This window comes from Mycolicibacterium komossense (genome assembly GCF_025822605.1).
Taxonomy (GTDB): Bacteria; Actinomycetota; Actinomycetes; order Mycobacteriales; family Mycobacteriaceae; genus Mycobacterium; species Mycobacterium komossense.
Genome location: NZ_JACKTY010000029.1, coordinates 380,768 through 393,459, shown reverse-complemented (window position 1 = coordinate 393,459; position 12,692 = coordinate 380,768). Strand labels below are relative to the sequence as shown.

Genomic DNA, 12,692 nt, shown 5'->3' with positions numbered 1-12,692 from the left:
AGACGATAGAAACGAGTTGACACGGGTGAATCGGACGGTCGTCGGGGTCGATATCGGCAACTCCACCACGGAGGCCAGTCTGGCCACCATCGACTCTGACGGGTCGGTCGAGTATGTCGGCGCTGCGTTGACGCGCACGACGGGTATCAAGGGCACCGTCAAGAATGTCGATGGTGTCGCGAAGTCGGTGATGTGGGCACTCGAGGGTGCCGGCATGCAGTTGGCCGACCTCGACCTGATCCTGCTTAACGAGGCGACCCCGGTGATCAGTGGGTTGGCGATGGAGACCATCACCGAGACCATCATCACCGAGTCGACCATGATCGGTCACGATCCCCGGACGCCCGGTGGTCGGGGACTCGGAGTCGGCACCATCGTCGACTTCGAGTCCCTGGCCGAAACGCAAACGGGGGCACCGGTTATCGTTCTGGTGCCGCGTGGTACCGACTTCGATGTCACTGCGCGCGCGATCAACACCGCCGTCGAGGGGGGCATCGACGTCACCGGGGCGATCCTCTGTAACGACGATGCCGTGCTGGTGGCCAACCGGCTGACCATCAAGATCCCCATCATCGACGAGGTGTCGCGGATCGACCTGGTGCCGGTCGGGATGGTGGCCGCTGTCGAGGTCGCCGGGCCCGGTCAGTCAATCCGCACCCTGTCCAACGCCTATGGACTGGCGACGATCTTCGGCCTCGACCCCGACCAGACCAAGGTGGTGTCCCCGGTCGCGCGGGCCCTCACGGGTAACCGGTCGGCGGTCGTGGTGCGGACACCGTCGGGTGACGTCGAGGACCGCACCATCCCCGCCGGCTCGCTGGAGCTGCTCGGCGTGACGAAGAAGGCCAAGGTCGACGTCTCGCGGGGTGCCGCGGACATCATGGCCGAGGTGCAGCGGGTCAGTCCGTTGGTGGACGTCGTCGGCGAGGCGGGGACCAACACCGGCGGCATGATCGCCAACGTTCGGCAGAGCATGGCTGACCTGTCCAAGCATGCGCTCGCAGATGTCCGGATCCAGGATCTGCTGGCTATCGATACCCTTGTGCCGCAAGAGGTTCGGGGTGGTGTTGCAGGCGAGGTCGCCTTGGAGAACGCGGTGGCGCTGGCGGCGATGGTCCGTACCAAAGAAAGCGGCATGAAGGCCGTCGCGGACGCGGTGGCCGCCCACCTACGTGAAGCCGGTGCCGAGAAGGTCACGGTGGTCGTCGGTGGCGTCGAAGCCGAGATGGCCGTCCTGGGCGCGCTGACCACTCCGGGAACCGACAAGCCGCTGGTGGTGCTCGACCTCGGTGGCGGCTCGACCGATGCCGCGGTGATCGACACCGACGGTCACACCGACGCCACCCATCTGGCCGGGGCAGGCGACCTGGTCACCAAACTGATCGACGCCGAGCTCGGGCTGGACAACCTGGAGCTGGCCGAGGAGATCAAACGCTGCCCGTTGGGCAAGGCGGAGAGCTTCTTTCACATCCGTCTGGAGAACGGTACCGTCCAGTTCTTCGAGACTCCGCTGCCGCCGACGGCGTTCGCGCGGGTGGTCGCGTTGGGGGAGACCGGGCTGAACCCGATCCCGACCCGTCATTCGCTGGAGCGGATCCGTACCGTGCGCCGGACGGCCAAGGACCGCGTATTCGTGGTCAACGCGTTACGCGCGCTGCGGACCATTGCACCCGGCGGTGACCTGCGTCAGATCGGCTTCGTCGTACTCCTCGGCGGGTGCGCACTCGACTTCGAGATTCCCGAGCTGATCGCCGATGCCGTCGCCCCGTTCGGCATCGTGTGCGGCACCGGTAATGTCCGCGGCACCGAAGGGCCGCGCAACGCCGTCGCATCCGGTCTCGTTGCGGCCCATGCGGAGTCGCTTGCGTCGCAGGATGTGCCGGCGGCAGTTCATGCTTGAGGGCGGACAGCCGGACAAGCCGGCAATCCTGGTTCTCAGTTCCGGTGCAGGTGCGATAGAGAACGAGGTGCTGGCCGGCATCGAAGAAGAAGGCGTGCCGTGCGTGGTCGAACGGCCGCGCGGTGACGGGGATGCCGACACCCTCGGCCGGCTCGCCGCCGGCCGGTCGTCGCTGAGTGTAGGGGTGGGCATCGATGACCGTGGCCGGGTATCGGTCCAGCATCAAAAGCTCGCGCAGTCTCCTCCCGGGCTGTCCACTGCGGAACCGGCGGAGCGGAAAGTTGCTCGTATGCTTGGGCATAATGCGGCCCGCATCGTGGTGGGAATCCCACTGCGCACGGACGAGTTGTCGTGAGCCACCAGCAGGAGGCCGGCGCGCGCATGCGCGGCGATGCCGTCCGGGTCTTCGCCGAACTCAACGAGACCACCAAAGCGCAGCAGGCAATCCTGAACAGCTGTGCCGACGCCAGCTGGATCAGCGACGAACAACTCCGCGCGATCCGCTGGCTGCTGTCGGCGCTGATCGAGCATCGGCGACGCATCCGGGTCACCGGTCGGCTCTGGCGGTCGCTCAACGCGGCCGATCCGGTCCCCTGCGAGCTGGTCACCGAAACCACTGAGCTGCTGGACGAGCATCGCCATTTCGAACCGTTCATCGCACAATGGCGGGCGGTGGTGATCGGCCGCACGCGGGTCGAGCGACAAAATTTCTGGCGCGCGGTGATCGAGCTGGCAGAAACGAACCTGCACGACACCAGCGGGGCCGAACAGCCCTGCACCTCCGGTGCCCGGTGACGGTGTTCGCAGTTGCGGATGGTCAGGTCGGAGAGTAACGCCGGGAGGTGAAGACCGCCCGGCCCGCCGCCCGCTCGACCACTGCGGTCGTCGAGGAGCCGATGATGAGCAGGGTCCGCATATCCACCACGTCGGGGTCGAGCTCGGCCACCGTGGTCACCGTCAACTCCTGTTCGGGACCACCGACGTCACGCCCGAGGATGATCGGCCGATCCGCTGGAAGGCGTTGGACCAGAAGGTCTTTGAGTGCGCCGACCTGCCAGGTGCGACTGCCCGAACCCGGATTGTAGATGGCCATCACGAGGTCGCTGTCGATGGCCGAGTGCAGGCGCCGTTCGATCACCGACCAGCTCTTCAAGCGGTCCGACAGGGAGATCACCGCGTAGTCATGACCCAGCGGTGCGCCGACGGCCGCGGCGACGGCGTTCGCCGCTGTCATACCCGGGATCACCCGCACCGGGACGTCGCTCCACTGCGGCTCGGCGGCCACCTCCAGCACGGCGGCGGCCATCGCGAAGATACCGGGATCACCAGAGCTTACGACGACCACCCTGGCGCCGCGCTTGGCCATATCCAGGGCCATGCATGCCCGTTCGGATTCGACGCGGTTGTCGCTGGGGTGCAGTCGCTGGCCCGGGCGTGGGGAGAGTCGGGACAGGTAGGTCTTGTACCCGACCAGATCGGTGGCGCGCGCGAGCTCGGCCTGGACCTCGGGGGTGGTCCAGCGGTCGGCCCCCGGGCCGAGCCCGACGACGGTGACCTCACCCATCGCGGGTTCACCCGTGGTCTGGATCGGGTTGTTCAGCAGGCCGGGCACGATCACCATCGAGAAGTACGGCACGGTGGCCGGGTCGACGTCCCGCACCGGCAGCACCTGCTGTGCGGGTGTCGACGCCCGTTCGACATACCAGGCCCGGTCGGCCACCCCGGCCTCCTCCAGCGCGGCGAGGACCTTGGGGAACGTCCGGCCGAGCTTCATGATCGCCACGGCATCGCTGTCGCGCAGACGTCGGACGAGCTCGTCGGCCGGCATCGTCCCCGGCAGAACGGTCAGCGTCTCCTCGCCCTCCACCAGCGGGACGCCGGTGGCCATCGCCGACGCACTCACCGATGTGACGCCGGGGATGATCTCGGTGTCGAACTCGTCGGCAAGCCGTTTGTGCATGTGCATATACGAGCTGTAGAACAGCGGATCGCCCTCGGCGAGTAGCGCGACGCTGCGCCCCGCGCGCAGATGGCGGGCCAGCACCTCGGCGGCCTCGGTGTAGAAGTCGTCGAGCGCACCGCGGTAGCCGGCCGGATGGTCGGTGGTCTCGGTGGTGACGGGATACATCAGCCGTTCGTGGATCTGGCCTTCGGTCCGCAGATAGGGTTCGGCCACCGAGAGTGCGACGCTGCGCCCGTGCCGGGCGCAGTGGAACGCGACGACGTCCGCGCCGGCGATCGCCTTGGCCGCTTTGAAGGTGACGAGTTCGCTGTCGCCGGGGCCGAGTCCGACAGCCCAGAGCTTTCCAGGCGCAATGTGCTGGCTATCCACCCAGCCACCCTAGACGGCTCACCGGCGTTCTGGTCGACATCCTCATCGAACGAATAGGTGCTACTCGGCCGTGCTGGCCAGCGCGTTGACTGCCGCAGCGGTGATCGCCGAACCGCCCCGGCGGCCGAGCACCGTCACGTAGTCGACGTCATCGCGGGCGTGCAGGGCATCACAGGATTCGGCGGCCCCGATGAACCCGACGGGTGCCCCGACGATGGCGGCGGGTCGTGGGGCGCCGGCGTCGATCATCTCCAACAGTGCGAACAGCGCCGTCGGCGCATTGCCGATGGCGACGACGGAGTCCGCCAACATCGGGCGCCACAGTTCCAGCGCGGCAGCCGTTCTCGTCGTCCCGAGCTCGGCGGCGAGTTCGGGTATCCGCTCGTCGCCGAGGAAACAGAGCACGTCGTTATCCGCCGGTAGCCGCTTGCGGGTGACGCCGGAGGCGACCATCTGCGCGTCGCAGAGAATGGGCGCACCGGCGGCCAGCGCCGCCCGCGCTGCCGCGACGCACCCCGCGCTGACACGCACATCGGCGGCCAGATCCGTCTGCCCGCAGGCGTGGATCATCCGGACGACCGTGCCCTCGGCGTCGGCGGGGATTCCGGTGAGATCGCTCTCGGCCCGGATCATGGCGAAAGAACGCCGGTAGATTTCCGCGCCATCGCGGATGTAGTCGTACGAACAGCCGGGCATCCGACCACAGTACGGGCCGGTGTCATCGGTGCGATACCGGCCAAAAGAACAGTTTCCGTTGAGGATTCGCTACTGCGGGCGCAGGGCCAGCTGCTCGGCGTCGGAGCGATCGGAGACTTCGGCCTCACCGAAGGTCGCCATCGCCGCCAGCGTGGCGACCGCCGCCCGCAGGATCGGCAGCGCCACCGCGGCACCGGACCCCTCGCCCAGACGCATACCCAGGTCGACGATCGGATCCAGGCCCAAGTCCGCGAGCGCGATCGAATGGGCTGGCTCGGTGGAACGATGCCCGGCCCGCCACCACTGCCGGGCTCCCGGCGCCAGCCGATCGGCGACCAGTGCGGCCGCAGTGACGACGACGCCGTCGAGGAGCACCGGGGTGCGCCGCAGCGCTGCCTGTGCGCAGAACCCGGCCATCGCGGCGAGATCAGGACTGCCGCAGATCCGCAGCAGCGCAATCGGATCGGACCCGGCCGCGCGGCTGCGATACAGCGCGTCCCGCACTGCGCCGGTCTTGCGGGCCCAGCCGGCATCGTCGACACCGGTGCCCCGACCGACCAGCTCGACCGGCTCGTGGTTGGTCACGGCTGCGATCAACACGGCCGTCGGGGTGGTGTTGCCGATGCCCATATCGCCGGCGATGAGCAGGTCGGCGCCGGCGTCGACTTCTTCGTCGGCGATCCGTCGCCCGGCCTCGACCGCGGCGATGGTCTCGGCTTCGGTCATGGCATCCTCGACGGCGATATTGCCGCTGCCGCGCCGGACCTTGTGTGCGCCGATCTGCTCCGACAGCGGCTCATCGCAGTCCACAGCGATATCCGCGACGCGTACGGTGGCCCCACCGATCCCGGCCAGCACGTTGATGGCGGCGCCACCGGAGTCGATGTTGGCGACCATCTGTGCCGTCACCTCGGGCGGAAACGCCGAGACGCCCGCCTTGGCGACGCCGTGGTCGCCGGCGAAGACCACGACCCTGGCCCGGGTGAACTGCCGGGGCGGGCAGACGCCCTGGCAGGCCGCCACCCAGACCGAGAGATCCTCCAGGCGGCCAAGTGCGCCTTGCGGTTTGGTCAGGATGTCCTGGCGGGCGCGGGCGGCGTCCGCCGCTCCCGCGTCAGGCGCGGTGATCTCGGAGAATTCGGCAAAGTCGGTGAGGTCCATCAGATCTCCATTCCCATCAGAAAATCGGTACTAGGCCTGGTTGTTTCTGCGGCGCGGGCGACGAATCGGCGGACCGATTCGGGCTGACCGGCGGGGTGGGTGTGCAGGTAGGCCGCGTGGACCTGGTGCTGGATCGCGCCATCGCGAACCGTGGTGCCCTGGACGTCGAAAGCCCAGGCGGGGGGATAGTGGGTATCGAAATCAACTGTGGTGCGGTGAAATTCGTGTCCGACCACGCGCTGTCCTGCGGTGTACAGCGGCGAGTCGGTCAGCGCCACCGCATCGCGGTAACCCAGGGTCAGGCGACGGGTGAACCGCGCGGAGCCGGCCAGTACCCCGCACATGGGATTACCGTCGAGATCGGACACCAGGTACGTCAGCCCTGCGCACTCGGCGTAGATGGGCGCATACTGAGCCAGCTCGCGGATCTGTTGGCGGACTTGAGTATTAGCGGACAACTCGCCGGGGTACTGCTCGGGGAACCCGCCGGGCAGCACGAGTGCGCTGGTGCCCTCGGGCAGTGGCTCGGACATCGGGTCGAACTCCACGACGTCGGCGCCGGCGGCCCGCAGCAGCTCGTTGTGTTCGGCGTAACTGAAGCTGAAGGCACGCCCGGCCGCGATTGCGACCAACGGATGGCTGTCCACCGGGCCGCCGACTGCGGCGACCGGATCCCACGGCGCGTCCGGGACCGTGGCCGCCGCCAGAGCCGCGACGGCGGCGATATCGACGTGGCGGGCGACCAGTGTCGTCATCGCCTCGACGGCTTCCCACGCCTGCCTGCCGTGTTCCACGGCCGTCACCAATCCCAGGTGCCGCGACGGCACCGACAGTGCGTCGGCCCGAGGGATTGCGCCGAGGACCGGCATGCCGACCAGCTCACAGGCCTGGCGCAGCACCTGCTCGTGACGGGGCGAGCCGACCCGATTGAGGATGACGCCGGCGATGCGGGTGTTGGTATCGAACGTCGAAAATCCGTGCAGGAGTGCGGCAATGCTCTGGCTGTGGCCGCCTGCATCGATGACCAGCAGAACTGGCGCACGCAGCAGGCCGGCCACGTGTGCGGTCGAACCGGGCGCCGGGGCGACCCGGTGCGGATCGATGCGCCCGTCGAACAGGCCCATCACGCCTTCGATGACGGAGATATCGGCGCCAGCGCAGCCGTGTCGGTACAGCGGGGCGATTCGCTCTTCGGGAACCAGCACCGCGTCCAGGTTGCGGCCGAGGCGGCCCGCGGCCAGCCCGTGGTAGCCGGGGTCGATGAAATCCGGACCGACTTTGAACGGCGCCACCCGATGGCCGGACTGCCGAAGAGCCCCAACCAATCCGGTGGCCACGGTGGTCTTGCCGCTACCCGAGGACGGGGCAGCGATCACCACTGCGGGAGTGGTCACCACACCAACCTCACCATTCGATGCCCTTTTGCCCTTTGCGCCCGGTGTCCATCGGATGTTTGATCTTGGTCATCTCGGTGACGAGGTCAGCGGAGTCGAGCAGCCGGGCCGGCGCGTCGCGGCCGGTGATGACCACGTGCTGGCTACCGGGGCGCGCGAGCAGGGTGTCGACCACCTCGTCGATGTCGACCCAGCCCCATTTCAACGGGTAGGTGAACTCGTCCAGTACATAGAAATCGTGGCGTTCGTCGGCCAGCCTGCGGGCGATCTCGGCCCATCCGTCGGCCGCGGCCGCCGCGTGGTCTTCGGCGCTTCCCGTTTTGCGGGACCACGACCAGCCCGCGCCCATCTTGTGCCATTCGACGCTGCCGCCCACCCCGTGTTCGTCGTGCAGGTCGCCCAACCGGCCGAAGACGGCTTCCTCGCCGACTCTCCACTTGGCGCTCTTGACGAATTGGAATACCGCAACATTCATTCCGGAGTTCCAGGCCCGCAGCGCCATCCCGAACGCCGCCGTCGACTTTCCTTTGCCGGGGCCGGTGTGCACCGCCAGTACCGGGGAGTTGCGGCGAGCTCTGGTGGTCCGGCCGTCGTCGGGGATAACTAGCGGACGCCCTTGCGGCATAACTGGTTTCCTTTCGAGGGATGACGCGTCCCTCGTCGTGCTGGCAAGGATGCGTGTGGCCCATCATCTGACTTGCACACCACGAAAACTGTGTGCTCACAGCGGCGCGACCGTTCTGGATTTCCACCAAATTCCTGTACGCCAAACGCAACCCGATAGTAGCCCAACCGGGTACAAACCTATCCGTGAGCACGGAGTTCGCCCGATTAGTCAGTTCGTTCGGCTAGGGTGGCGACTAGGCGTGGCGGACCGGGTTACCCGGCATTGCGATCACCGGCTGCGCGAGGAGTGTGGTCTCCGGTGGCCCTGTCGAGGATCATGGACAGTCGTTCGACTGTGACGATGCGTGCGGTGCACGAGTTGTTCGTCGCCGGGCAGGTCGACGCGTCCTATCTCGATTCCACGACCATCCGGCCCGTCGTGGCCGAAAGCTGGCGTCGCAGCCTGGCGACCGGCGTGGACCCCGACCGTGATGGCGGGCTCGCCTCCGCAGTGACGCTCAGCCTGGCCCAGATGCGCGACAGTCATCCGTTGGCCTCCGCGCTTCCGGTGATCCGTCGGCTCCTAGTCGACGACGCCGTCGACTCCGGAGTCGTCGTCGCCGTGTCCGCCGCCGATGGCACCCTGCTGTGGGTCGAAGGTGACCCCACCGCGTGCCGCAAGGCCGAGGCGATGAACTTCGTGCCGGGCACCGACTGGAGTGAACGCAGCGCGGGCACCAACGCGCCGGGCACGGCGCTGGCGCTCGACCGGGAGATCCAGATCCGGAGTTCCGAGCATTTCTCCCGCGTCGCCCAGCCCTGGAGCTGTACCGCCGCCCCCGTGCACGACCCGACCACGGGGCTGTTGTTGGGCGCGATCGACCTGACCGGCGGTACCGAGGTGGCCACCTCGCAGACACTGGCACTCGTGCGCGCCACCGTCGTCGCGGTGGAGAACCACCTCGCGCTGCTGCGGCTGACCAGACCGAATGCCGGGGCCACGGCGACCGGACGGGCGCGGCTGTCCGTACTGGGTGCCGACCGGCCCCAATGGACCCTCACCGACCAGAGCGGCTGCCTCCATTCGGTGCCCCTGACGCCGCGGCACGCCGACATCCTCGTTCTGCTGCATCGCCATCCCGAGGGCCTGTCCGCAGATCACCTCGCGATATTGCTCGATGACAAGGACCTCGACGTCGTCACCGTGCGTGCCGAGATGTCACGGCTGCGTCGCGTCATCGCCCCTGGGATCGTGGAATCCCGGCCGTACCGGCTACTCCAACCCGTGACCAGCGACCTGGGCCAGGTGTTCGACAACCTGCAGGCCGGTGATGTGGGGTCGGCACTCGACCTCTACCCCGGGGCGCTGCTGCCGTCGTCGATGTCGCCGGCCATCGGCAGGATCCGTGCCGAACTGAGCGCCAGCGTGCGTGGGGCAGTACTGGCCACCGGCGACCCCTCTTTGTTGCGACGGTGGCTGGACCTGCCCGAAGGACGCGACGACCGCGACGGGTGGCGAATGCTGCACGATTCCGCACAGGCGGGGTCGGTGGGCCAGGCCCAGGCTCGTGGGCATCTGCTCGGCCTCGATCTCGACTTGGCTTGATCTCCTCGCTCCGCACCGGTGTCGTCCCTCGACCGGATCGTCGACTCGGGCGCATGAGGGCGTTTTGACCTGCGGTGACGAACGCCGGTAAGCTGCTCGGTTGGCGTGCGGAGCGTCACGGATCTCGGGTCGATGTCGGTCGCCGAGAACAGTCCGATCCGCCGCGCCAAGACCGACACCCGGATTCGTTGGAGCCGGGACCAACCCGAGATAGAGAAGGTAACGCTGTGCCTACCTACACGCCGAAGGCCGGTGACACCACAACCACGTGGTACGTCATCGATGCCACGGATGTGGTGCTCGGCCGCCTTGCTGTTGCAGCAGCCACCCTGTTGCGCGGCAAGCACAAGCCGACGTTCACTCCCAATGTCGACGGCGGTGACTTCGTCATCGTCATCAACGCCGACAAGGTCGCCATCAGCGGCGACAAGCTGAAGAGCAAAATGGCCTACCGCCACTCGGGTTACCCCGGTGGTCTGCGGGCGCGCTCCATTGGTGACGAGATGCAGAAGCACGCCGACCGGGTGGTCGAGCGGGCCATCATCGGCATGTTGCCCCACACCAAGCTGGGCCATCAGATCCAGAAGAAGCTGCGCGTCTACGCAGGGCCGGAACATCCCCACACCGCCCAGCAGCCGGTTCCGTTCGAGATCAAGCAGGTAAGCCAGTGACCGAGACAACTGACAACACAGAAATCGCCGAGGCGGCCGAAGAAGCAGCCGTCGAAGAAGTGTTCGGTGATGACGCCGTGCTGGTCGATGAGAGTGTCGATTACGCGCCCGCCGAAGAGTCGGCGCCGCGCGAGCCGATCATCATCGACCGGCCCATCCAGACCGTCGGTCGGCGTAAAGAGGCCGTGGTCCGGGTGCGCCTGGTGCCGGGTACCGGCAAGTTCGACCTCGACGGTCGCAGCCTGGAGGCCTACTTCCCGAACAAGGTGCACCAGCAGCTCATCAAGGCGCCGCTGGTGACCGTGGACCGCGTCGACGCGTTCGACGTGTTCGCCCACCTCGATGGTGGCGGCCCGTCCGGACAGGCAGGCGCGCTGCGTCTGGCCATCGCCCGCGCACTGATCCTGGTGGCGCCCGATGATCGCCCGGCCCTGAAGAAGGCCGGCTTCCTGACTCGCGATCCGCGTGCCATCGAGCGTAAGAAGTACGGACTCAAGAAGGCCCGCAAGGCGCCGCAGTACTCCAAGCGCTGATCGTTTCTGCTCGTTGGGCGGGCGTGTCGCACTACTGACACGCCCGCCTTCGGCATTTCATGGAGGCTCGGCTTCTCGGCAGGTTCGGCTCCGGAAAGGGATGTGTATGCCTCGACTGTTCGGTACCGACGGTGTCCGTGGCGTCGCCAACCGCGATCTGACCGCTGAACTGGCATTGGCGCTGAGTTCGGCGGCGGCCCGGCAGTTGTCCAGCCGTAGTCCTGCCCGACGCCGCGTCGCGGTGGTGGGCCGTGATCCGCGGGCCAGCGGCGAGATGCTCGAAGCAGCCGTGATCGCAGGCCTGACCAGTGAAGGTGTCGATGCGCTGCGGGTCGGCGTGCTGCCCACTCCGGCAATTGCCTATCTGACCGGCGCCTACGACGCCGACTTCGGCGTGATGATCTCGGCGTCGCACAATCCGATGCCCGACAACGGCATCAAGATCTTCGGCCCCGGCGGCCACAAGCTCGACGATGCCACCGAGGACCGGATCGAAGACCTGGTGGCCTCGGGCCCCGGTGAGCGCCCCGTCGGCGCCGGCATCGGCCGTGTCGTCGACGCCGAGGACGCCCTGGAACGCTATCTGCGCCACGTCGGCAAAGCCGCGACGAGCAGCCTCGCCGGCTTGACGGTCGTCGTCGACTGTGCCAACGGGGCTGCCTCGACGGCCGCCGCACGGGCCTACCGGTCGGCAGGCGCCACCGTGCACGCGATCAACGCCGAGCCTGACGGCCTCAACATCAACGAGGGGTGCGGTTCGACCCACCTCGACGTGCTGCAGGCGGCGGTGCAGCGCTTCGGCGCCGACCTCGGCCTCGCCCACGACGGCGACGCCGACCGCTGCCTGGCCGTCGACGAGACCGGGCAGGTCATCGACGGCGACGCGATCATGGTCGTGCTGGCGTTGGCGATGCAGGAAGCCGACGAGCTGGCCTCGAACACCTTGGTCGCCACGGTGATGAGCAACCTCGGGCTGCACCTGGCGATGCGCGAGGCCGGCATCACGGTTCGCACGACCGGCGTCGGTGACCGCTACGTCCTCGAAGAGATGCGGGCCGGTGAGTACACCCTCGGCGGCGAGCAGTCCGGCCATATCGTGCTCCCGGCCTACGGCACCACGGGCGACGGCATTGTCACCGGGTTGCGGCTGATGTCGCGCATGGCCCTGACCAAAGCGACGCTGAGTCGGCTGGCCGCGCCGATGCGCACACTGCCGCAGGTGCTGATCAATGTCGAGGTGACCGACAAGGCAACCGTCGCCGAAGCTCCTTCGGTCCAGTCCGCGGTGGCCCAGGCCGAGGCCGAGCTCGGTGATACCGGTCGAATTCTGTTGCGTCCCTCGGGAACTGAGCAGCTGGTCCGCGTGATGGTGGAAGCTGCCGATGAGGACACCGCCCGACAGCTCGCCGTTCGGGTCGCGGAGTCGGTCAGCGCCCAGCGGTAGGTCGCCCGGTTCTGACGGAACCGATCCGGATTGGATTGCGTCAAACAGAGCATGGGTGAACGAGACTCCGCGCGGCTGGATGTAGCCGCCGTCCGTGCCGCTGCCGAGCGCTTCGACGGCGTCGCCGACGATCTCCAACGGGTCGCTCGTATCCCGCTGACCTTCGACGGGCCAACCGCGGGGCGGGCGCACGGCGCCGATGGCGCCGCGTTGCGCGCTGCCCTGGATCAGATCATCGGGGACCTGGCGGTGTGGGCCAGGGCCGCCGCTGAGATCGCGACCGGTCTGCGGGCCGGCGCCGACCGGTACGTGGACGCCGATCTCGGCGCCACCGCCAGGATCGCGTGAA

The 12,692-nt window shown here is 67.8% G+C and carries 13 protein-coding genes and 1 riboswitch; of the genes, 8 read left to right on the top strand and 5 right to left on the bottom strand.

The window, feature by feature from the left end; all coding sequences use genetic code 11:
• Positions 1–25 precede the first annotated feature (25 nt).
• From H7J73_RS15315 to H7J73_RS15305, 3 genes are read left to right on the top strand one after another with little or no spacing between them, the layout of a single operon-like run.
• Entirely contained in the window at positions 26–1,900 is a 1,875-nt protein-coding gene (locus H7J73_RS15315) for a diol dehydratase reactivase subunit alpha (RefSeq protein WP_264068303.1), read from the top strand.
• Positions 1,893–2,255, top strand: coding sequence for a glycerol dehydratase reactivase beta/small subunit family protein (locus H7J73_RS15310; protein ID WP_264068302.1), 363 nt, complete (start codon positions 1,893–1,895; stop codon positions 2,253–2,255). The genes H7J73_RS15315 and H7J73_RS15310 overlap by 8 nt, the downstream gene beginning before the upstream one ends.
• Positions 2,252–2,695 carry a hypothetical protein gene (locus H7J73_RS15305; protein WP_264068301.1) on the top strand — a complete coding sequence of 148 codons (444 nt, stop codon included), beginning with the start codon at positions 2,252–2,254 and terminating at the stop codon, positions 2,693–2,695. Before H7J73_RS15310 ends, H7J73_RS15305 begins: the two co-directional genes overlap by 4 nt.
• A gap of 22 nt (positions 2,696–2,717) precedes the next feature.
• Here H7J73_RS15305 and H7J73_RS15300 read toward each other — a convergent pair whose 3' ends face one another.
• The 5 genes from H7J73_RS15300 to cobO form a co-directional block, all read right to left on the bottom strand.
• Positions 2,718–4,232 (bottom strand): precorrin-2 C(20)-methyltransferase, encoded by a 1,515-nt coding sequence (locus H7J73_RS15300; RefSeq protein ID WP_264068300.1) that lies wholly within the window; start codon positions 4,230–4,232, stop codon positions 2,718–2,720.
• Between the two features lie 60 nt (positions 4,233–4,292).
• Entirely contained in the window at positions 4,293–4,928 is a 636-nt protein-coding gene (locus H7J73_RS15295) for a precorrin-8X methylmutase (protein WP_264068299.1), read from the bottom strand.
• A gap of 69 nt (positions 4,929–4,997) precedes the next feature.
• A complete protein-coding gene (cobT, locus tag H7J73_RS15290; protein WP_264068298.1) occupies positions 4,998–6,089 on the bottom strand; it encodes a nicotinate-nucleotide--dimethylbenzimidazole phosphoribosyltransferase in 1,092 nt (363 codons plus the stop codon).
• Positions 6,089–7,486 carry a cobyrinic acid a,c-diamide synthase CobB gene (locus H7J73_RS15285; protein WP_264068297.1) on the bottom strand — a complete coding sequence of 466 codons (1,398 nt, stop codon included), beginning with the start codon at positions 7,484–7,486 and terminating at the stop codon, positions 6,089–6,091. Before H7J73_RS15285 ends, cobT begins: the two co-directional genes overlap by 1 nt.
• A 7-nt stretch (positions 7,487–7,493) precedes the next feature.
• Positions 7,494–8,108 carry a cob(I)yrinic acid a,c-diamide adenosyltransferase gene (cobO, locus tag H7J73_RS15280; RefSeq protein WP_264068296.1) on the bottom strand — a complete coding sequence of 205 codons (615 nt, stop codon included), beginning with the start codon at positions 8,106–8,108 and terminating at the stop codon, positions 7,494–7,496.
• A 40-nt stretch (positions 8,109–8,148) separates the two neighbouring features.
• Positions 8,149–8,269, bottom strand: a riboswitch (cobalamin riboswitch).
• A 157-nt stretch (positions 8,270–8,426) separates the two neighbouring features.
• Between cobO and H7J73_RS15275 the strand changes: the two genes are divergently transcribed.
• The 5 genes from H7J73_RS15275 (at position 8,427) to H7J73_RS15255 (ending at position 12,691) form a co-directional block, all read left to right on the top strand.
• The gene (locus H7J73_RS15275; RefSeq protein ID WP_264068542.1) at positions 8,427–9,695 is read left to right on the top strand and encodes a helix-turn-helix domain-containing protein; all 1,269 of its coding nucleotides are present in this window, start codon (positions 8,427–8,429) and stop codon (positions 9,693–9,695) included.
• 227 nt (positions 9,696–9,922) lie between these two features.
• Positions 9,923–10,366 carry a 50S ribosomal protein L13 gene (gene rplM / locus H7J73_RS15270; protein ID WP_264068295.1) on the top strand — a complete coding sequence of 148 codons (444 nt, stop codon included), beginning with the start codon at positions 9,923–9,925 and terminating at the stop codon, positions 10,364–10,366.
• 80 nt (positions 10,367–10,446) lie between these two features.
• Entirely contained in the window at positions 10,447–10,899 is a 453-nt protein-coding gene (gene rpsI, locus H7J73_RS15265; RefSeq protein ID WP_276031350.1) for a 30S ribosomal protein S9, read from the top strand.
• A gap of 106 nt (positions 10,900–11,005) precedes the next feature.
• The gene (glmM, locus tag H7J73_RS15260; RefSeq protein ID WP_264068294.1) at positions 11,006–12,343 is read left to right on the top strand and encodes a phosphoglucosamine mutase; all 1,338 of its coding nucleotides are present in this window, start codon (positions 11,006–11,008) and stop codon (positions 12,341–12,343) included.
• A gap of 51 nt (positions 12,344–12,394) precedes the next feature.
• Entirely contained in the window at positions 12,395–12,691 is a 297-nt protein-coding gene (locus tag H7J73_RS15255) for a type VII secretion target (RefSeq protein ID WP_264068293.1), read from the top strand.
• The last annotated feature ends 1 nt before the right edge of the window (position 12,692 follow it).

Bases quoted from the DNA above. Each gene is read 5' to 3' on its own strand.
- H7J73_RS15310 (WP_264068302.1), top strand. From the start codon at position 1,893: ATGCTTGAGGGCGGACAGCCGGACAAGCCGGCAATCCTGGTTCTCAGT.
- H7J73_RS15295 (WP_264068299.1), bottom strand. From the start codon at position 4,928: ATGCCCGGCTGTTCGTACGACTACATCCGCGATGGCGCGGAAATCTAC.
- cobT (WP_264068298.1), bottom strand. From the start codon at position 6,089: ATGGACCTCACCGACTTTGCCGAATTCTCCGAGATCACCGCGCCTGAC.
- cobO (WP_264068296.1), bottom strand. From the start codon at position 8,108: ATGCCGCAAGGGCGTCCGCTAGTTATCCCCGACGACGGCCGGACCACC.
- H7J73_RS15275 (WP_264068542.1), top strand. From the start codon at position 8,427: ATGGACAGTCGTTCGACTGTGACGATGCGTGCGGTGCACGAGTTGTTC.
- glmM (WP_264068294.1), top strand. From the start codon at position 11,006: ATGCCTCGACTGTTCGGTACCGACGGTGTCCGTGGCGTCGCCAACCGC.
- H7J73_RS15255 (WP_264068293.1), top strand. From the start codon at position 12,395: ATGGGTGAACGAGACTCCGCGCGGCTGGATGTAGCCGCCGTCCGTGCC.